This is a genomic window from Desulfobacterium sp. N47 (genome assembly GCF_051233685.1).
Classification (GTDB): domain Bacteria; phylum Desulfobacterota; class Desulfobacteria; order Desulfobacterales; family RPRI01; genus RPRI01.
In genome coordinates this window covers 114,483-135,430 of the sequence record NZ_JBAMMY010000130.1, presented here as the reverse complement: position 1 = coordinate 135,430, position 20,948 = coordinate 114,483, and the positions used below count along the sequence as shown (strand labels likewise).

General features: G+C 40.5%; 19 protein-coding genes. 7 read left to right on the top strand and 12 right to left on the bottom strand.

Going from position 1 to position 20,948, the window contains the following annotated elements; translation table 11 throughout:
• Positions 1–323 precede the first annotated feature (323 nt).
• Together VXK47_RS08630 and VXK47_RS08625 are read left to right on the top strand one after the other, a co-directional pair.
• Entirely contained in the window at positions 324–1,517 is a 1,194-nt protein-coding gene (locus VXK47_RS08630; protein ID WP_435548371.1) for a toll/interleukin-1 receptor domain-containing protein, read from the top strand.
• A 40-nt stretch (positions 1,518–1,557) separates the two neighbouring features.
• Complete coding sequence (locus tag VXK47_RS08625; protein WP_435548370.1) at positions 1,558–2,850, top strand: glycoside hydrolase family 15 protein; 1,293 nt, start codon at positions 1,558–1,560, stop codon at positions 2,848–2,850.
• Positions 2,851–3,157: 307 nt separating this feature from the next.
• Here VXK47_RS08625 and bioB read toward each other — a convergent pair whose 3' ends face one another.
• The 9 genes from bioB to VXK47_RS08580 all read right to left on the bottom strand — a co-directional run bounded on the left by bioB (position 3,158) and on the right by VXK47_RS08580 (position 11,506).
• Entirely contained in the window at positions 3,158–4,156 is a 999-nt protein-coding gene (gene bioB, locus VXK47_RS08620; protein WP_435548369.1) for a biotin synthase BioB, read from the bottom strand.
• Between the two features lie 3 nt (positions 4,157–4,159).
• A complete protein-coding gene (gene bioD, locus VXK47_RS08615; protein ID WP_435548368.1) occupies positions 4,160–4,930 on the bottom strand; it encodes an ATP-dependent dethiobiotin synthetase BioD in 771 nt (256 codons plus the stop codon).
• Positions 4,931–4,939: 9 nt separating this feature from the next.
• A complete protein-coding gene (bioF, locus tag VXK47_RS08610) occupies positions 4,940–6,091 on the bottom strand; it encodes an 8-amino-7-oxononanoate synthase (RefSeq protein WP_435548367.1) in 1,152 nt (383 codons plus the stop codon).
• Positions 6,092–6,135: 44 nt separating this feature from the next.
• Positions 6,136–7,500 (bottom strand): adenosylmethionine--8-amino-7-oxononanoate transaminase, encoded by a 1,365-nt coding sequence (gene bioA / locus VXK47_RS08605; RefSeq protein ID WP_435548366.1) that lies wholly within the window; start codon positions 7,498–7,500, stop codon positions 6,136–6,138.
• 14 nt (positions 7,501–7,514) lie between these two features.
• Positions 7,515–8,432 carry a biotin--[acetyl-CoA-carboxylase] ligase gene (locus VXK47_RS08600; protein WP_435548365.1) on the bottom strand — a complete coding sequence of 306 codons (918 nt, stop codon included), beginning with the start codon at positions 8,430–8,432 and terminating at the stop codon, positions 7,515–7,517.
• A 135-nt stretch (positions 8,433–8,567) separates the two neighbouring features.
• Positions 8,568–8,831, bottom strand: coding sequence for a DUF2442 domain-containing protein (locus tag VXK47_RS08595; protein ID WP_435548364.1), 264 nt, complete (start codon positions 8,829–8,831; stop codon positions 8,568–8,570).
• 26 nt (positions 8,832–8,857) lie between these two features.
• Complete coding sequence (locus VXK47_RS08590; protein WP_435548363.1) at positions 8,858–9,202, bottom strand: nucleotidyltransferase domain-containing protein; 345 nt, start codon at positions 9,200–9,202, stop codon at positions 8,858–8,860.
• Positions 9,181–9,561 (bottom strand): HEPN domain-containing protein, encoded by a 381-nt coding sequence (locus VXK47_RS08585; RefSeq protein ID WP_435548362.1) that lies wholly within the window; start codon positions 9,559–9,561, stop codon positions 9,181–9,183. The genes VXK47_RS08590 and VXK47_RS08585 overlap by 22 nt, the downstream gene beginning before the upstream one ends.
• Before the next feature lie 22 nt (positions 9,562–9,583).
• On the bottom strand, positions 9,584–11,506 hold the full coding sequence (locus VXK47_RS08580) for an SNF2-related protein (protein ID WP_435548361.1): 1,923 nt from the start codon (positions 11,504–11,506) through the stop codon (positions 9,584–9,586).
• Between the two features lie 283 nt (positions 11,507–11,789).
• On the opposite strand from VXK47_RS08580, the gene VXK47_RS08575 reads away from it, so the two are divergent.
• From VXK47_RS08575 to VXK47_RS08555, 5 genes are read left to right on the top strand one after another with little or no spacing between them, the layout of a single operon-like run.
• The gene (locus VXK47_RS08575) at positions 11,790–12,578 is read left to right on the top strand and encodes a ParA family protein (protein WP_435548360.1); all 789 of its coding nucleotides are present in this window, start codon (positions 11,790–11,792) and stop codon (positions 12,576–12,578) included.
• Positions 12,579–12,594: 16 nt separating this feature from the next.
• Positions 12,595–13,479 carry a ParB/RepB/Spo0J family partition protein gene (locus VXK47_RS08570; protein WP_435548359.1) on the top strand — a complete coding sequence of 295 codons (885 nt, stop codon included), beginning with the start codon at positions 12,595–12,597 and terminating at the stop codon, positions 13,477–13,479.
• Positions 13,480–13,489: 10 nt separating this feature from the next.
• Entirely contained in the window at positions 13,490–14,011 is a 522-nt protein-coding gene (locus tag VXK47_RS08565; RefSeq protein WP_435548358.1) for an NYN domain-containing protein, read from the top strand.
• A 19-nt stretch (positions 14,012–14,030) separates the two neighbouring features.
• Positions 14,031–14,684 carry a DUF47 domain-containing protein gene (locus VXK47_RS08560; protein ID WP_435548357.1) on the top strand — a complete coding sequence of 218 codons (654 nt, stop codon included), beginning with the start codon at positions 14,031–14,033 and terminating at the stop codon, positions 14,682–14,684.
• Positions 14,685–15,629, top strand: coding sequence for an inorganic phosphate transporter (locus tag VXK47_RS08555; RefSeq protein ID WP_435548356.1), 945 nt, complete (start codon positions 14,685–14,687; stop codon positions 15,627–15,629).
• 94 nt (positions 15,630–15,723) lie between these two features.
• Here VXK47_RS08555 and VXK47_RS08550 read toward each other — a convergent pair whose 3' ends face one another.
• The 3 genes from VXK47_RS08550 to VXK47_RS08540 form a co-directional block, all read right to left on the bottom strand.
• Positions 15,724–17,697, bottom strand: a complete 1,974-nt coding sequence (locus VXK47_RS08550; RefSeq protein ID WP_435548355.1) for a chemotaxis protein CheW — start codon at positions 17,695–17,697, stop codon at positions 15,724–15,726.
• Positions 17,698–18,022: 325 nt separating this feature from the next.
• Positions 18,023–19,459: a sigma-54-dependent transcriptional regulator gene (locus VXK47_RS08545; protein WP_435548354.1), complete on the bottom strand. Its 1,437-nt coding sequence runs from the start codon at positions 19,457–19,459 to the stop codon at positions 18,023–18,025.
• Complete coding sequence (locus VXK47_RS08540) at positions 19,456–20,940, bottom strand: ATP-binding protein (protein WP_435548353.1); 1,485 nt, start codon at positions 20,938–20,940, stop codon at positions 19,456–19,458. Before VXK47_RS08540 ends, VXK47_RS08545 begins: the two co-directional genes overlap by 4 nt.
• Positions 20,941–20,948 lie beyond the last annotated feature (8 nt).

Here is a 20,948-nt window from a genome sequence, read left to right as displayed (position 1 = left end):
ATTGTCAAAAACTCGGCATTTATTGCCTTTTGTGGTTCTCCAATGAAAATCGGAGCCCTTAAGTCCGCTCTATTGCCGGGATTTCAACTGTTGACCTGTTTAACAAGCCGCCTTTAATCGTTTTGAAATTAGCTCATTTGTCATAATAATATTTCGATTGCTTGATTGTAAATTGGGCAGCAGATTTTATTCCTGCGGATAGTATACGTACCCATACCCAATCGGAACACTTTTATGACAATTGCTATACATTTTAACTTTGGGCGCTAAAAAGCCACTAAATATGCACTTTGTTTTTCGTGCATAAAAGACAGGAGTACATCATGGCTAAACCATTAAGAGTTTTTGTATCCTACTCTCATAAAGATAAGAATTATTGCTCGACACTGCTTGAATACCTTAAATTATTAGAAAAAGAAGGCTTGATTACTGTTTGGCATGACGGGGAAATTTTGCCGGGTTCAGAATGGAATGTTGAAATTAAAAAGCGGGTAAATGAAGCCGAAATAATCCTGTTGCTGGCATCCAATGCTTTTCTTGTTTCCGATTATATTGAAAGGATTGAAATGGAACAGGCTTTATCACGCCATAAAGCCAATATATCCCGTGTCATTCCGGTTGTAATAAAATCCTGTGCATGGCAAGCTAGCCCTATTGGGAAAATTCAGGCTTTACCTGTCGACGATGACGGAAAAATTAAGCCTGTAACAAATTGGGATGATGAAAATGAAGCGTATTTTAATGTACAGGAAGGTATCAGAAAGGCCATTATTTTTTTGGGTTCTCAAAATCAGCCGCAGCCCGGCAACAATAATAAACCACGACAGCCCATTGAGCCCCCACCGCCAACTACCTATGAAGACGAATATTATAAGCTATACGGTTTGCGCGGTTTGAGGGTTAGCTCTCTGATCCAGAATTTTGATGTTAAAAGAACAGCCGGAGCGCACAATATAAATGCGGTTCAGTTTTACTGGGCTGATTCTTTGTTCGCAAATACAATAAGTGCTGAAAATATTAAAGACGGAAAAACTTTAAGAGTCCGATTTGATCACAAAGGCGGATGGGGCTGCAACATTGCGATTCGTTGTCAGGATGGAATGGCATGTCACAATAAAAACAGATCGCGATATTTGATCTTTGATGCACGAATTCCATTGGAAGAAATACAGGATAGTATAAAATCTGAAACACTGAACGAAGTTGGTATCTCCGTGCGCATCGTTAACGGCCGCATGCAACACTGGGAGTATGCGTTTAATCCGAGGGAATATATCATCTGCTCCGTCAGAAAAAATGAGTGGGGAGGCGAACCGGTAAAGATTGATTTATCCGATAACCTCCTTTGGCATCAGTTTACATCCGATGGGAATATTAAACTTGATCCGGACGGGCCGGACTTCTCAGTTATTGCAGCTGTAATATTGAAATTCGGCAAGGTTCCTCAATTTCCTACCGAACCAGAACCGGGCAGAGGAATAATTGATATAAGGGCATTACAACTTATTGATATTTAATTTGAGAGACAAACAGATACCGGACAAAACAGGTAACATCATGTTAATAATTCATAATGAATTACTGCTTGATTTCATCAGATCGAAGTATACCTCTGATGATATTAAAGATCTCTATGATTTTTTGCGTTTTAAAGGAGTGCTTCGCTTTGAGCCATTAGACAATGGTCTTTTTCCTGCCGCAAAAGTAGAAGGGGAAACGCTTTATACCGGTTATACGAGCGTTTGGGTCAGGGATAATATTCATATAGCGCACGCACATTTTATCTCAGGCAAAAGAGACACAGCTATAAAAAGCATTACTTCATTAATGGCGTATTTCAGAAATCACAAGCATAGATTTGATGAAATAATAGCCGGAAAAACCAACTATCATAACCCGATGAATCGCCCTCATATCCGCTTTAATGGAAACAACCTTGAAGAAATCAACCAGAAATGGGCTCATGCACAAAATGATGCTTTGGGATATTTTTTATGGCTTTATTGCAAACTGGCCATTGAAGGTGCTGTGCATCCAAAAGCTGAGGATGTGGATATATTGTTGCGTTTTCCACATTACTGGCAGGTTATCGGTTACTGGAATGATGAGGATAGCGGCCATTGGGAGGAAACCCGTAAAATTTCGGCTTCAAGCATTGGCGTAGTGGTTGCGGCTTTACAGCTTCTGAAACAATATCTGACAGTTTATTATGAATCATGCGCCAAACCCGTTTCATTAGATTTGATACAAAACCTGATAGATAAAGGCAGGAAAAAACTTAATCAAATTCTTCCGGCCGAATGTCTGCAGGCTGATCATAATCAATACAGGCGGTATGACTCCGCATTACTTTTTCTGATTTATCCTTTAAATATTGTAAGCGATACCATGGCTGATCAAATTCTTGATGACGTAATCAGCAACTTACAGGGAGATCATGGTATCCGACGCTATTTGGGAGATTCTTATTGGTCTGCCGATTACAAGAAACAATTAGCGCCGGAATCACGCACCATCGATTTCAGCGATGATCTCTCAGCAAGAAATTCATTGCTTAAGAAAGGGGAAGAAGCTCAATGGTGCATATTTGATCCTGTTGTTTCGGTTATTTTTGGCCTGAAATATCAACAAACAAAGCACAAGAAATACCTTGAGCAACAAACTCACTATCTCAACCGCTCTTTAGGGCAAATTACCGGATGCGATAACGGGATTGGTGAATTTCTATGTCCGGAAAGCTACTATTTAGAGGATGGCCGTTATATGCCCAGCGATCCTACCCCGCTATACTGGACTCAGGCAAATTTAATGTGTGCCCTCAAAACAATGGAAAACAGCCTGGAAAATTAATAACCATGCAGCTTTGTGGCCAATCATTAAAATTCACCGCTTAGGATCGGGTCCAATTTATTAAACAATATAAACAAAATGTGTTTTATGGATATTGAACTTGATAGACTGATAGAATGAACTATCTGCCGGCTTTTAGTGAGCTTTATGTTGTTTCCGATATACATATGGGTGGGCAACGCAACAATTCTGCTTGGCCATAAGATAAGAGCTATGCCGTAAAATGACTTTTTATGTTCTCAGGTTATTCTTCCCTTATCAACTTAAGAACTTACCAACTTATGAGCTATCTTTTTATTAACCCTGCCTAAACCGATACCTCTATTTCACTGTCAAAACCCAGATCGTCTATCATGACTTTTGCTTCTTGGGCAGTTTGTCCTGAAGTAGTGAGATATCCTGCTACAAATATTGAATTGGCTGCATATAAAGCAAGAGGCTGTAATGTGCGAAGATGATATTCACGCCCGCCTGCCGCACGTATTTCCTTATCAGGGTTAAGAAACCTGGCAAGGCTTAAGATTTTAAGGCAGCGTTGCGGAGTAAGATTCTGAGTGTGATCTTCAAAAGGTGTCCCTTTTATGGGAACAAGAAAATTAATTGGAATAGATTCGGCATTTATTTCACGTAAGGCCAAAAGCAAATCTATAATATCTTCATCTGTTTCTCCCTGACCCACAATACCACCGGAGCAGACTTCCAGTCCTGCTTTACGGCATATTGCTATTGTATCCAGCCTGTCCTGGTATGAATGGGTTGTACACATCTGCGGGTGGAAACGCTTGCTGGTGTTAAGATTATGATTTACACGGTCAAGCCCCGCCTCTTTCAGCTTTTTCGCCTTTTCCATGTTTAAAAACCCTGTGGAGCAGCAAAGTGATATATCCGATTGTTTCTTAACAGTGCTGATAATGTCACAAAGAGCATCAATTTCACTATCGGATGGTCCTGTTCCGCTAAGCGCCATACAATACCGTTTCGCATTTAATTTTGTTGCTTTGAAGGCCTCATCCACAAGTTTGTCTTTTGCCATTAAAGGATATTTTTTAATATCCGCTTTCGAAACCCTTGATTGAGAGCAGTAATGGCAATCTTCTTTGCATAATCCGCTTTTTGCGTTTGTCAGTAACTGAACATTTACAATGTTTTTAAAATAATGGAACCGAACGGTATAGGCAGAATCAAGAAGCGCCAGTATTTTTGTGTCAGGACAGTTTAATACCTGGCGGCATTGTTCGCGGGAAAGTATTTTTCCTGAAAGAGAAATTCCGGAAAATTCTCCAAAGTCAGTGTTTGGTGTGTTCATAATTTATTTCCATTTCTTCCCCCTTAAAAAAGGGGGTTCAAGGGGGTTGTTTTCCTTAATGCTTGCTATCCCATCAGCAAGCTTTTTGATAAAAAATGCTTTCTTTTCAATAAAGTCATCAGGGTTATCTTTTTTGAAATTATACATGGGAATATGACCCAGATAGGTAACCCGGCCCAAACCGGCGATAATTTCCGGACTGGAGGCGGCTGCTTCATCGTTTTCTTCTTTATCGCCGTTTGTTAAAAATCCTGCTATGGGAATGCCTTTATTTTTTAAAACACTGATTGTCAATAATGTATGATTGATGGTTCCAAGTGTTGGCCTGCTGACAATAAGAGCAGGAAGATTGAAGTCGGCTATAAGATCAAGCACAAGATAATTTTTGCTTAAAGGAACCATCACACCGCCAATACCTTCTACTATCAGTGCGGAATATTTTTGTTTTAAGAGTTCAAAGGCTTTTTTGATTTTTACCGGATCTACAGGCTTTTTCTCAAGCTCTGCGGCAACCACAGGAGCTAAAGGTTTTTGATAGCGAACCGGACAATGAAGATCATGTTCCATTTTAATCCCTGTAAATTTTTCCACATATAAAAGATCTTCAGAGACCAAAAAACCATTTTCAGTTTGGCATCCGCTTGCTACCGGCTTAAAATAGCCGGCCTTTATATTTTGTTTAAGCAAAGCCTTTAATAAAAGAGCTGATACAAAAGTTTTGCCAACTTCTGTATCGGTTGCCGTTATAAAAACACCTTTTTCAAATTGTTTCATCCGTATCTTCTAACTTCCTTTTTTATAATATGCTTTAATAGCCCATAACAGTCTTTCAATATCTTCTGCACTATTTAAAGCACTTAGGCTTATTCTAAGGCAACTTTCTCCCGGCATTACTGTAGGCGGTCTTATAGGCGGAACATAAAGTCCTTTATCCCATAGATACTGAGCAACAGAAAGTGTTTCCGAAACATCACCTATAAGTATGGATATAATTGGCATAGGGACAGGAAAAACCGGAAACCCTAAGGAAACAAGGCCATCTCTCAGTTGATGTATCAGTTCAAAAAGCTTTATCCTTAAAGATGAGTCTTCTGATATAATCCTGATTCCCTCACAATCTGATGCAAGAACTGAAGGTGGTAAAGCTGTTGAGTAAATAAGTGACCTTGCGTGATTAATTATATAATCTATAAGCAGGTTTGAGCCGGCCACAAAACCACCAAGGCCACCTAATGCCTTGCTGAAGGTACCGACCTGAACTATTCCAGGCTCATTTAAATTATAATAATCAAGAGTTCCTCTGCCTTCGGGCCCTGTTACCCCTGTTCCATGCGCATCATCAACCATAAGAAGCACCCCGTATTGTTTGCAGATTTTGCAGAGTTGCGGAATCGGGGCAAGTTCTCCTGTCATGCTGAATACGCCATCTGTAACAACTAGTACTCTTTTCTGCTTTTGTGAATTATCCAGGTAATCTTTAACAAAATCGGTATCGCAATGAGGATATGTAACAACTTTGGCTTTTGTAAGTTTGCATGCATCAATAATACTTGCATGGTTTAAGGCATCGCTTAATATTAAATCACCTTCCTGGGCAAGGCTTGAAATAACTCCTGCATTGGCGCTATAGCCGCTTGGAAAAACAAGAGCGGATTCGCTTTTTTTAAAGCTGGCAACCGCTTCTTCAAGCTTTGTGTATAGTGTTGTATTGCCGGAAATTAGCCGTGACGCCCCGGAGCCTGTTCCCCATGATAATGCTGCTTTTGAAGATGCTTCTTTCATGCGCAAATCACTTGCAAGTCCCAAGTAGTCATTGGAGGAAAAAAGCACAACTGTACGGTTATCAATGTTAACCCTTGTGGAAACAGAATTATCCAGGACCCGAAATTTTCTGTAAAGACCCTTTGATTTAAGATCGTTTAATGAATCCGACATAAAACTTGACCATGAATCAGGGTAAATATTTTTATCTGAAAAGTTCATTTGCAGATTTTACGGATGGATTTTTCAAGCGATTCGATCATATGTGTGATTTCATCGCAGGTTATTGACAAAGGAGGCATAAAAACGATTACATCGCCAAGGTTTCTTAAGATAAGACCATGATTTCTTACATCTAAACAGATTTTATGCCCTGTTCTTCTTTTTAACGGAAATGGGGTTTGCCTGCTTTTATCTTCAAAAATTTCCACTCCGGCCATAAGCCCGCACTGGCGGACATCACCCACAAAATCAAGTTTTGAAAGCGCATCCAGGCCTTCTTTCAGTGCATTTATTTTAGCAGGTAAATTTTTTAGTGTTTGATCTTTTCCAAAAATATCAAGACTTGCAAGTGCTGCGGCACAGGCCAGAGGATTGCCGGTGAATGTGTGACCGTGGAAAAAGCTGTTAAGCTGATCATAATCACCCCAGAAAGCATCAAATATTTTATCGGAAGCAAGTGTGGCTGAAAGCGGAAGATATCCGCCGGTTAATCCTTTTCCAAGGCACAGAATATCAGGTTCTACATTTTCCTTTTCGCAGGCAAACATTGTGCCTGTGTGTCCGAAGCCAACCGCCACTTCGTCTGCAATAAGCAGCACATCATATTGGCTGCAATATTGCCTTACTTTATTAAGATAGCCCGGAGGAAAAGGCAGCATGCCGCCTGCACCCTGAATGAGCGGTTCTATGATAAAGGCTGCAATTTTTTCATGATGTTTTTCAAGCAGTTTTTTTACTTCATCCGCACAAAACTCTGCACCATTATCAAGCGGGATATTGTGCTTTTTGCAGTATAAATATGGAGATGGCACTTTATAGGATTTAAAAAGCAGCGGTGAATATATGTTGTGAAAAAGATCAATTCCTCCGACACTGACCGCACCTATTGTGTCGCCATGATATCCTTCTCCGAGACAAACAAACCCGGTTTTCTTAACTTTTCCTGAATTTTGCCAATATTGAAAAGCCATTTTCAGGGCAATCTCAACTGCGGTTGAACCACTTTCCGAATAAAATACCCATTTGAGATTACCGGGTGCGATCTGTGAAATATTTTGCGCCAGAATAACTGCATTGGGATGTGTAAGCCCTAGAAGAGTTGTGTGAGATATCTTTTGAAGCTGACCGGAAATAGCCTGATTGATTTCTTTGCGCTTATGCCCATGAATATTAGCCCAGAGAGAAGACACCCCATCTAAATATCGATTTCCGTCTATGTCGATTAAATAATTTCCTTCACCTTCAACTATTATCAGAGGTTCGGTTTGGGCCCATTCCTTCATCTGGGTAAATGGATGCCAAAGATGATTTTTATCATTTTCGAGCAGTTCCGATTTGTTTAATAAATTAATGTCCTTCATTATAAACCACCATATTATTGAAAGCAGTCTCCACAAACCACCTTTTGTAATGTGCCGTTTTCAAGTTTTAATATCAAGGCTCCGTTTTCATCAACATCCACAGCAATTCCTTCGTAGGTATCCCGGTATGTTACGATTTTAACAGGCTGATTCAGAGTCATTGTATATTGCTTCCACTGTGATATAATATCATCAAAAGATTTTGTATTCAGCCGGTTTTCAAATTCATCCAGAAATACGGAAAGCAGTTCTTTTCGCAAAAATTCCTTACCTTTCAATTTTTTTAACGAAGTGGCTACAGGTTCTTTAATTGAAGGATCATTGTTTACATTAACACCAATACCAATATTGATAAAAGAAACCATATCTGCTTCTGCTTCCATTTCGGAAAGCATCCCCGATATTTTTTTCCCTCCCACAAGGATATCATTTGGCCATTTAACCTTGGCATCAATGTCATATAATTTTCGCAATGTCTGCGCCAGCACCACAGATGCAAGAAAGGTTATACGGGAAGCATGTGCCGCCGGAATATCAGGCCTGAGAACCAATGTGAAATAAAGGCCGCCTTCTGAAGAAAGCCATATGCGGCTTAAGCGTCCTCGCCCTTTTTTCTGGCGCCCGGCAATTACAATGGTATAGTGCGGGCAACCTTTACGCGCCAGATCTCTTGCTATATCCATGGTTGAAGATGTTTCGGGAAAATAGTGAATATTGGATTGTCTTTCAGCAAATTCCCAGGCAAAAAGAGCATCGGGAGAGTTCTCAAGCCTGTAGCCTTTAGGACCTGCAACAATTCTGTATCCTGATCCCTGAAGTGATTGAATATGTTTCCAGACAGAAACCCTTGATACTTTCAGCGCTGCACTTAATTCTTCACCGGAGACGATTTTATTTTCTGAGCGTAAAATTTTTAATATCCGGCTTTTCATGTTTTATCGTTAACCTTTAGCATAACACAGGCTAACGAAACAGCATCCGCATGTCAATATAAAATTGTATTGTAAGTTCTGAAATCAAGGTAAATACATATTGGGGTATACATGGAAGGAATTACCGAACTCAGATCAACTGGTTGCGACCAGTTTTTTTTGAGAGGGAGAATGTGTTATTTTTAGTAATCCATCAATAGAAATATCTTCATCCAGCAATGGCCAGTGTATTCCATATCCGGAGGGTGATATTTCAAAGGTGTTTCTTTCTTCATCAGAAGCTTTCTCAAGTAAGTATGAAATATCATGCAAAGGAAAGCTTTTTTCTTCTCCATTAATCGTTAAAAAGAGCCTCTTATCTTTAAATCTCAGGTTTTTAATATTGTGGTGCTTTTTCATATAGATTCATTGAGATTGTAGTGAATTTAGTTTGCATCCCTCAAATCAATTTGCACACCATGGGCAAGAATCCATGAGGCAAACCCGGCGGAATCCCGGTTTTTTTCATATAAAACTCCAGAGGGGAAAAAATGAATTTCTATGTCATCTCCCGCTTCTTTTTGCACTTTGGCCGCTGCTCTGGCTCGATCCTTCATATCCCATTTTTCTATACCATCGGCAAAGATGGCCAAGTCGATATCACTCCATTGATCAGCTTTTCCTGTTACTTGGGAACCAAAAAGATAGGCCGCCGAAATACTTATATTCCGGTTCAATACCTCTATCGCCATCTGGACTTTCTCTTCTATCATTTCATCGACGATAGCCATAGGATCACCCCCTCGGTCTTTGTTAATATTTCTTGAGCTGCTCTATCCTTTACCTGAGAACTCAGGTCAGCGATTTCTTCGGGATAGCGAGTCTGGATATAATAGGCCGATAACTCCCTTAGAAAATCCGCCATGTCTTCCTCCAGTTTAATTCCCGCCGCATCGGCAAGGCGAATCAAATTATGAAGGCGCGGTGGAAATTCCTGAGTACGCTGGGCTATAAGTGCCTTTAGCATTTTTTCAACCGATTGTTGGCAGCAAAACAGGACATACAAATATCGTCCTGATTCCATCATAGCCTGTGCAGTTTTTAAATCGTAATGTGCCTGTTCAGACCATCGATCATATGCACTGGTCATTATGTCGTCCTTTGTTTTTTGTTTAATAAAAAAAAATGTTACGTTCCTTAAGGTGGCGGTTCAGAATATCCTCAAGAAAGGGCACAAGCCCGAAAAGACAACTTGCGGCCTGGCGTCTGATCGTGGTCATCATGAACTTAACGTTGATGTCTCCGTGAAGCCGGCTGAATACTTCAGCCTGCACTCTGAGAAGCTCGTCATGCAGATGCTGCTGGGCGGGGGTAAACGGTACGACCACTGTTTCCGGCTTCCGTATCGTAAAATCCCCTATATCCCTCCGGCGAGTCCTGTTGATAATCCCGGCGAAGGTGTGCATGGCTTCCATGTCCGTTATGATCTGCACACGCTCTTCGTTTGTGACATCGGTGTCCGACAGCCTGGAACGTATCCGAATGAAGTTCGGATTGTGGCGGAGAATAGCCTGCCCCCAGGCAGTGGCTGTCGCCTGATCGAGGGCCTCATTCGTCCGGGCAGGCCATTCCGGTTCCTGTGCCCTCGCCAACGATATCGCCTGGTTAACGAACGGATTTGGCTCCGCCATATGTGCGAAACTCTCTTGATCAATGATCAGATCAGGGCGTAGCGTATTGAGGAGAATAAAAAGGTCATTGCTGCCAAGCTGGATCGGTGTCGCGGTCAAGAAAATAACGGCCTCGGCGTGGTCACAGAAGAATCTCACGGCCTTGTGGCTGAACGTATCCTGATTGCGGATATGATGCGCCTCGTCAACGATGACGAGATCGAAACGTGGAGGCGGGTCGAGGTCGAGTAGCCCCTTTTTACGTTTTCGCTTGCCGTCCGACCCAGAACCGTAAAGAAGGACTTCGTCTAACAACGAATAGGGAACTATCACCCTCTGATGCTGTTCCGGCCAAACACCCTCCAGGTCCATCTCATTTATGCAGTAGCGCAAGGCGCCACCATCAAGATGCGTAAAACGCTCCTCGAAACGCTTCATCTCATTCATCCATTTGCGCTCGGTCACTAACGGACGCGGGCATATGATGAGGACGGAGCGAATGTCCCGCCTTGCCTGCAATTCGCGGAGAATGAGCCCAGCCTCAATGGTTTTGCCCACGCCTACTCCATCGGCGATCAGTAATCGTGGACGATCCGATTTGATGAACCTCAGTACGGGTCGAAATTGGTATGGAATGAAATCAACCCGTGCGGCGTTGAGCGAATATAGCGTCGATAAACCGGGATATCTTATCTGCAGCGCAGTCAGGTAAGCGTGAAACTGCTCACAAGGAAAAAACTCGGCCTCGTTATCAGGAACATCTTCTGCCTGTAGCTGAGATGCGTAGTAGGTCTGGGTTTCGCCGTTCACGAAGACCTTGAAGCGGTTCTCAGGCTTACCCGGCAACACAGAAATCACTGCGCCCCGAATGGTTGGATTGGACTTAACACAAACGATCTGCCCCGGTTCAAATTCGGCACAATTCCCGTTGGTTGTCTGAGACAGTTTAGGAGTGATGATGGCACCTTTCGTGGACAGTTCCGTTTCTTTAGCGAGAATGGCCGCCTTGGAAGATCGCACCTCTTGAATAAACGTATCGTCGGCTCCAATGACAGCGGCGAAGCGTTGGAGCGTGTCCAGGTCTCGATATACGTCGTCGAGTGGAAAGCCTTCAGCGGTTGCATGCGCCCACCGGTTGCGGATGGTTTGCATCTCCTTGACGAAATGAAGCGACTCCGATGTCAGGCCCAGCTTGTTCGATATCTGGTACCAGTTCTGGTCGAGCACTCGAAGCAGCGCGGCGAGATCCAACGCCCCGAGGTAGGCTATGCCGCGTTGTTCCATCCGCCGACGCTGCTGAAACGACAGATTGTTCACAACGGCCTGCTTCCACCAATCTTCAAAGAGAGGGGGCAGCACCTTCTCAAGGTAGGTTGATAGACTGAGTGCTATTTTCTCCAATAAATGATTCAGGTCATGTTTCATCTTATTTTCAAAGACTCAAATTATTATTTCTGAGAATACGTTAACTTTTAAATGATGCAATCAAAATCAGGAGGTATTACCAATTATCTTGAAAGGATATCTACTGCAAATTGATTTATAATACAAGAGAATTTAATCATAAATATAATATCTCATGTGATACTCTCCTATTAAGGGTGGGTGATTATATTAAGTCCCAAAGTATTTGACCTGTTATATTTTAAACTTGTTATGCTTATGTTCTTTCCAAGTATGAAATTTTATGTTAGAAAGCTGATTTATTATGGCACATACTATATGCATAGCTAATCAGAAAGGCGGAGTCGGCAAAACTACAACGGCGGTTAATCTTGCGGCATCTCTTGCTATTTCGGAGAAAAAGACACTTATTGTTGATTGTGACCCTCAGGGCAATGCCACTACAGGGTTAGGCATCGACAAAACCGCTAATAAAGGCAATCTGTATCATGGGATGCTTGGAGAATCGGATTTGGAAAGTATCCTTGCTGATACGGAGATTGAATATTTAAAAGCCATTCCATCAAATATCGAACTGATAGGTTTCGAGGTGGAAATGATGTCGCATGACGGCCGGGAATTGGCTTTGAAAAATCTTCTTTCCAAAGCATTTGATATGTTTGAATATATAATTCTTGATTGCCCGCCATCATTGAGTCTTTTAACGGTTAATGCTCTTACGGCTTCAAATTATCTTCTTATACCGCTCCAATGTGAATTTTATGCTCTGGAAGGTCTGGGTCAGCTTTTGCAGACAGTAAAACATATAAGGCGAAGCTTAAACCCTGAGCTTAAAATTGCAGGGATACTTCTTACCATGTATGACAAGAGGACAAACCTGTCTGTGCAGGTTGCAGAAGATGCAGAAAAATATTTTAAAAACCTAATATTTAAAACAATAGTGCCCAGAAATGTCCGGCTTGGAGAAGCGCCGAGTTTCGGAAAGCCTATAATGCTTTATGATGCCGCTTCTATTGGTGCAAAAAGCTATATCAGTCTTGCAATGGAGATAATCAGCATGGCGAAAAAGGGTTTTCCCTCTTCTACCATTTGAATATCGGGAGATTAAGATGAATAAGGATCCTGAATCAAAATTTAAGAAAAAAATTGCTCTTGGAAAGGGCTTGGGTGCCCTGATACCCGGTATTGATACCGATGAGCAAGAATCAGGCAAACACATAATTTGTGATGTTGGCCTTATAATACCCAACCAATACCAACCCAGGATCCATTTTTCTGAAAAAGAACTTGAAGAGCTTTCCCAATCCATTAAAGAAAAAGGAATAATTCAGCCTCTGCTTGCCCGAAAAAGTTCCGGTGGTTTTGAATTAATAGCCGGGGAAAGAAGGCTCAGAGCTGCAAAGATGGCCGGGTTAGCTCAGGTTCCGCTTATTCTTAAAAATGTTTCCGATGCTGAGATGCTCGAAATTTCAATAATTGAAAATATTCAACGTGAAAACCTAAACCCGATAGAAGAAGCTGAAGCTTATCACTGTCTAATGACCGAATTTAATTTAACCCAGGAAGAAGCTTCACAGCGTGTAGGAAAAAGCAGGCCTGCCGTAGCAAACATACTGAGGCTTCGTCAATTACCCAATCAGATTAAAGAGAGCTTATCAGACGGAACAATCAGCATGGGGCATGCAAGAGCTTTGCTTGGAGCCGATACACCTGCCCAGCAGAATGCCGCATGGCGGTATGTTGTATCAAAAGGTTTGTCCGTCAGGGACACCGAAAACCTTATAAAGCGTTTGAAGACTGATAAAACCGGAAAGAAAACTACTGAAAAATCTTCCGAGGATATCTATTTTCTGAGTCTTGAAGATGAACTTTCCAGCCATTTCGGAACAAAAATTGCGATCAAACGTCAGGGTAAAAGAGGAAAAATAGAGATCGAATTTTACAGTAACGAAGATCTTGATAACCTGATAAGCCGTCTCAGACAAAAACAATAATATTCTTATTATGTCTCTTCATATAATTATTGACGGATATAATTTGATTCGCCAATCATCTCCGTTGAGTTCTATTGAACACAAGGATATACGGCTTGGCAGAAATGCACTTATAGATCTGCTTGCTGCATACAAAAGAATAAAACCTCATAAGATTACTGTGGTATTTGATGGTGCAAATGCACCCCAATTCCTATCCGAAAGAGAAAGGGTGAAAGGAATTAATGTTATTTATTCACAATATCCCGATTCGGCAGATACACTTATAAAAGGGTTGGCATCAGACTACAGGGAAAAAGCGCTGATAGTAAGCTCTGATACGGATATTATAAGGTTTGCCGAATCAAAAGGGGCGGCAACCATAAGCTCACCTTTATTTGAGAACAAGATAAATCTGGCTTCAGACTTTAGCATTACGGATAATGATGAAGACGAAGACAGACAATGGCAGGCTACCACTAAAAAAAAGGGGCCTGGCAAAAGGCTTTCCAAAAGAATGAGGCGTAATAATATTAAGGCAAGCAAGCTTTAATGTATTGAAGGTGAATTTTATGTTTAGTTTTCTTTTCAAAAAAGAGCGGCAGGTAGAACTTTTAATATATGAATATCTTGATACTTTCAAAGTAATTTATGAAAGTTTTTCCAATGCGATGAATTATTGTTTTTTAAATGAAGTAAGCTGTGAAAATTTTGATTTTTATATAAAACAAACACATAAATATGAGAATAAAATAACTGACATCAGCGATGAGATAAACAGCATAATGTACACCAAAGCCCTTATTCCTGATTCAAGAGGAGACATAATGGCTCTTCTTTCAGAATTTGATATTATTTCAAGGCTGTTTAAGGATATTCTTCATATGATGCAGGTTCAGAAACTTATTGTCCCGGGTTTTCTTATTAAAGAGACTAAGGATCTCATCAGAATAAGTGTTGAGTGTTGCGATCTTCTCACAAGGCAATGTATAGCTTTTTTTACAAATACCGAAGGAATAAGAGAGCTTCTCGGTTTAATAGATACCAATGAAAGTCATTGCGATAATATCGAACGAAGGATAATCTCAATGATCTTTGATTCCGACATAGATCGATTTGAAAAGCTTCAGCTAAAAGAGCTGATTGAAAGAATAGGCAATATATCCGATGGGGCTGAACGTGTGTCTAAGCGAATAAATATATTCAGTCTCAAGAGGCATGTATAAATGCTTTCTCTTCTTGGCGGAGTATTTATGGGTTGGGCGCTTGGAGCCAATGCTGCTGCCAATGTATTTGGAACGGCTGTTTCCTCTAAAATGCTTAAATTCAGGACGGCGGCAATTCTCGCTGCGATATTTGTCATTTTAGGGGCTGTATTCTCCGGACGTGCCGGAATTGAAACAATTCAAAATCTTACCAATTTTGATTTAAACCAGGCCGTAATCTCTTCAGTGGCAGCAGCTATTACGGTAACTATAATGACTGCTTTAAGTCTGCCTATTTCCACATCTCAATCCGTTGTCGGATCAATCATAGGTATAAGCATTATAAACAGGCAGGTTAATTTCAACGGAATGGGTAAAGTTGTTGCCTGCTGGTTCGGAACTCCTGTTGGATGTGCAATTATTGCTGTTATTTTATATAAGTTATTAGCGCTTATTTATAATAAATTCAGACCGAACATGTTTGAATCCGATTCAATAATACGGGCAGGAATGATTGTTGCCGGTTCTTTCGGCGCATATGCTCTGGGTGCTAATAATGTTGCAAATGTAACTGCTGTTTTTGTTGGCTCCGGCACGCTTAGCGTTTTTAACGCTGCTCTGATTGGAGGGCTAAGCATTGCTTTCGGTATAATAACTAACGGCAGACATCTTATGGAATCCATAGGCAACAAACTTGTAAAACTTGACCCTTTTTCGGCTCTGGTTGTGCTTTTTGCTGTAGGAATAACCATCCATATTTATTCTTTAATTGGGGTGCCGGTTTCATCATCTCAGGCTATAATCGGCGGATTGGTCGGTGTCGGAGCTATAAAGGGTATGAATACCATAAAACGTAAAATGCTTTTTAATATACTTATCGGATGGTTTTTAACACCTGTTGTTGCATGCCTTTTTGCACTTGCTATAGAATTTGTCGTCCATCTTCATTATATTCCCCAGCATTAAGAAAACATCTTTTACTGACTGCCCGCTGCCTGACTCCGCAAAAAAAAAGACAGCGGGATTTAATAGCAATATTAATATATTATTATGCTGATGTTCAGGCAACCTGTGCCAACTGAATAACATCGTCAACCTGAAGGATTTTGTCCATATCTAAAAGCATGGTAATCCCTTCTTTTGTTTTTGCAATTCCGAGGATATAACTAGTATTAATGCTTGCACCAAAATGGGGGCAATCTTCCGTTTCTTCTTCCTTAATATCAGAAACTTCCCAAACAGTATCTACAACCAAACCCATGAGGTTTGAACCTGAAAGGCCTGACACCTCAACAACGATTATGCAGGTACGATCATGATATTCCAAAGGCTCCATACCGAATTTTAACCGCATATCTATAACGGGAATAATTTTTCCTCTTAAATTGATAACTCCTTTTATAAATTCCGGCATCTGTGGCATTGGGCGAATCTGCATCATCCCTATAATTTCCCTTACATCAAGTATTCCCAAACCATATTTTTCATCCGCTATACCAAAACTCAGGTATTTTCCATCGCGGGATGCTTTTACATTAAGGACCTCAATACTTAAGCCCTTGCTTTGTATCTTGACATTCTTTTTATCGGCATCATCTGATTCTTTTGCAACATTTCCCTGTATTATCGGAGAGGCGGAACGTATGCCTGAAGGAGCGTCTTTATAAGCTTCATCGGCAAACCTCTTATCTACAAAAGCGTTAAGATCTATGATACGGCCTATACTCATGTTATTTGTCATATAATTTTGTATGGTTTCAAGGTCTTCTATCACAGGATAAAGATTGTCGGTTTTTATTCCTTTCGGGTCAGTCAAAACAGTTCTTAAAAGAGCCTGCTTTAAACCAAGTTGTCCTTCAGGGTCTAAAAAAGAAACCGCTATTTTGGATGCTTCATCAGGGTTGTCTCCAATAAATTTGCCGGCCTCTGTGAGCAAATTGCAAAATTCCTGAACTGCTTCAGGGTGCTTGTTAATAAACTCATTTCTGAATACAGCCACACAACAGGGATGGTTTTCCCAGATTTCGCTCGATACAAACTGCTTTTCTGCGATACCTGCAGAAATCGCTCCGGATCCGATTGGCTCGGCAACCATAAATCCGCAGCTTTCAGGGTTTTCGGATAAAAATTCAGGCATTTTTACAGGTGGAACAACATCAAACAAGACATTGACAGCTTCTTTGCCGGGAATCCCTGGCTTTAAACCCATCTGTGTAAAATACATATGGGATAACATATTGTGAACGGACATTTTGTGAGGAATAAAAAACGTTTTATGCTTAAAAAACTGTTGATATGGTTTGCGGTAATTTTTTGATTTGCTGCGTACAAATATACTGCCATTGCGATGTGCGAACATAACAAGCTTAATTGGTATTCCATAGTTAAATAAATCCATTGCTACAGGTGCAAGAATGAAGGCCGCATCAACCTCTTCCAGCTCCAGCGCCGACTGAACAGGATTCCAGCCTGGCATGCATAAAGTTTCAAGCTTGAAATGATCAGCCTTCTTTTTACCTGTCTCAAGCATATTTTTCATAACGCCGAGAGTAAGGTGATCCGTTATCTGAATGTGCGCAATTTTTAACAGAACTTTTCCTTCATTATCATACTTTATGCCGCTGCCGGCCCTTTTAGGTTTTTCCCACTCCATACCAAAAGCATTTTCGATCTGCGATTTAATATCCTGAGGTGTAAAGGGCTTAGCCACTACACCGTTAGCACCTCCCTTAAGCGCTTTTTCAACATATTCCTTATCGCCCTGTCCGGTTGCCATGATCATGGGTGTTTTGCTATAAATATCATGAGTCCTTAGCCATCTGAGCAGTTCATAACCGTCTTTGTTAGGCATAGCCCAGTCACTGATAACAAGTTGAATATTTTTTTCAGACTCAATTTTCCCAATGGCATCATCTCCGTCTACCGCCTCAATTATATTCTCAAAACTTAATTGTTTAAGAATTTTGACTTCCATTTTGCGCATAGTGGAAGCATCTTCCACAAGCAGAATTTTTATTTTCGGATCAACAGCCATTTATTTTTTCCCTCCTAAAATTAAACTGTACAATATATATTTGAAACGGGGTTTATAAAAGGATTAACAATGATTTTCAAATATGTTAGAATATGCAAAAAACAAACCATATAAATATTGCTCTATGAATGTCGGCAATAATTTAAAAAATATTAACAATTATCTTGATTCGTCATTGTTTTTTGATTTTAATTGCTGTCAACCTGAGTCAATATTTTGACGGAGAAGAGAGATTATCCTGACGCTTTACTGTTTGGGATAATTAATAAAGGCGCGCCATTAAACAAAAGAATTTATACATATCATATTTTTATTACAAATCTTTTCAATTATCTTCCTTCACAAGTGTTTCCATTCTGATATTATATTTTTCAATTTTTGAATGAAGCGTGGGGCGTGAAAGCCCAAGAAGCTTGGCAGCCTTTGAACGGTTCCCATCGCATATATTCAGGGCTTCACTTATTACAGCATTAGCCATATCATCCATACAGGAATCAAAAAGATCTTCAGCATTGTTTTTTTTTGTCAATTCTTTTCTGATCCATTGTCTTAAAGCATCATCAACGTTTTCTTTCTTTAAATCACTTGTATGTATTTTTTCATTTATAACCTGTGCTATATCATCAGGCGATAAAGGTGCGCCACGATTAAATATCAGTGCTTTTTGTATAGTGTTTTCAAGTTCTCTGATGTTTCCGGGCCATGAATAACCGGAAAGTAAAGCTTTTGCCTTATCACTTATCCCAGGGTTTTTAATTCCTTTTTCTTCAGAATATTTATAAAGGAAGTAGTCGGTTAAAATGGGTATATCATTTTCTCTTTCACGTAAGGGCGGAAGCTCAATAGTTACAACCTTGAGACGATAATAAAGGTCTTCCCTGAATCTTCCTTCTGAAATGGCCGCTTCAAGATCCCGGTTTGTAGCTGCGATGATACGAACATCTGTTGCAATATTCTCTCTTCCTCCGACCCGTTCTATACTTTTTTCCTGCAAAAGTCTTAACATTTTTGCCTGAAGATTCAATGGCATATCGCCTATTTCATCCAGAAGGATCGTTCCGCCGTCAGCCTGTTCAATCTTTCCGACTCTTCGATGAGCGGCTCCGGTAAAAGCGCCTTTCTCATAACCAAAAAGTTCACTTTCAAGCAATGTTTCGGGAATTGCCACACAGTTTATTACAAGGAAAGGTTTATCGGCCCGCAGGCTGTGCTGATATATTGCCCTTACAACCAGTTCTTTGCCTGTCCCGGATTCACCTCGTATTAAAACGGTTGCATCAGTCGGCGATACCCTTCCTATTGCTTTATACACCTCCTGCATCACGGCACTGCGGCCTATGATTGCATCTCTTGATGCTTTATCCGGAATTGTATCCATATCAACAGGAGAACGCATAAAACGGCTTGCACTTAAGGCCTGTTTGATAAGTGATAACATTGCCGGTATATCAAATGGTTTGAGTATATAGTCAAATGCCCCCAGCTTTGTTGCTTCGATAGCAGTATCCGTTGTTCCGAAAGCCGTCATAATTATTACCGGAAGTCTGGGTTCGACTTCATGTATAGCCCGAAATGTTTCAAATCCGTTCATGCCAGGCAGACGCATATCAAGAATTACAATATCCGGCGCTTTATTTTTAACTATATTTACACCGGCTTCGCCTGATGCAGCCTGATCAACATTATATCCTTCTTCGGTAAGAAGTTTTACGAAGCTGTTTCTGAGCTGATCATCATCGTCTATAATTAGAATGGAGTTCAAAACCTTTTACCTTTATTTCTATCTTTGATTGGAAGAGTTATTTTGAATGTCGTGCCTTCCCTTTCTTTTGATTCAATATCAATACGGCCTGAATGCTCTTTGATAATACGGGAAGCGATACTTAACCCAAGTCCTGTCCCCTCTTCCTTGGTTGTAAAAAAAGGTTCCATTACCTTGCCAATAATAGCTTCCGGAATTCCGGGGCCATCATCACTTATTTTCAAAACCGCGGCTTTACCGATAGAAGGATCAAAAAATTCACTTTCATAAATAGTTATCAGACCTCCTCTAACCATGGCCTCACATGCATTTACAATAAGGTTGACAATTACTTCCTTTAGCTGTTCGGGATCTCCGTTTATTTCAGAAAGAGATTTTTCTCTGACCACTTTTACCGTAACATCATATGATTTAATACGATGTTCAAGCAATTGCATAGCAAGATCTACAATATGCGATGGGCTGATTTTTTGCATCTTAAGCCTGGGTGGTCTTGAAAATTCAAGAAAATTCTGAACAATGGTATCCATGTGACGTATCTCATCAGAAATCACATTAATATCATCGTGCTGGGTTTCCGTAAGGTTTTGAGACCTCTCAAGCGAAAACAGACGCATCTTAACAGATGTAAAGGGATTCCTGATGCTGTGCGCCATACCGGCGGCAAGTTGTCCTACAAGTGCCATCTTTTCTGTCTGCAGAAGATGCTCCCGGCTTTTTTCAAGCTCAATGTGTGTATGATCAAAATCATTTATCAACTCTCTTACATTTTTGGCAAGAACTGCAATCTCATCCTGGGAACTGCCGAGATTTGCCTGCCGGCCTGCCTCTATCGCCAAGCTGTATATAGGCCTTAAGATGCTGTTAATCAAAATAAAGCCTATTGATATAATAAGAACGGTAATCAGAAGAAGAGCGGTTATTGCAAAAAATCTTAATTGTACAGCTTCGTTATGGCTTATCTCTTTTGCACGTACAACCCTGTTTCTGTGAATGTTTTTATAATCATCACAAAGCTCGATAATTTTAAAAAACCGCTTGCGTACTTCCTTGTGAAGTTTTTCCCCGGCAACAGGTTCACCTGCCTGATAGAAAGCTATAACACGATCTTTTGATTTAACATAAAGGTCATACTCATGATCTATATTGGCTATAATTTTTTTCTGGGGCTCATTTCCCGATAACAGTTTTGCCTCTTCAAGCTTTTCTTTGAATATTTGCCTGTATTCTCCCAGTTGTTTCAGCCAGTTCGGATCCTTATCAAGAAAATAGTAAGTCACAAGTCCTTTCTGATTGATAATGGCCATTTCAAGCGATTCAGCTTTCTCTAAAGCTGCCACATCCTTTTCGATCAAATGCGACATAACGCTTTCTATTCTGAAAGTATACCAGAGCATAACAAAACCGCCCATGAGTGTTAATATAACAAGGGCAGTTAAAATCATATATATTCTGATGCGAAGGCTGAATCTGTTCTTCATTGATTTTT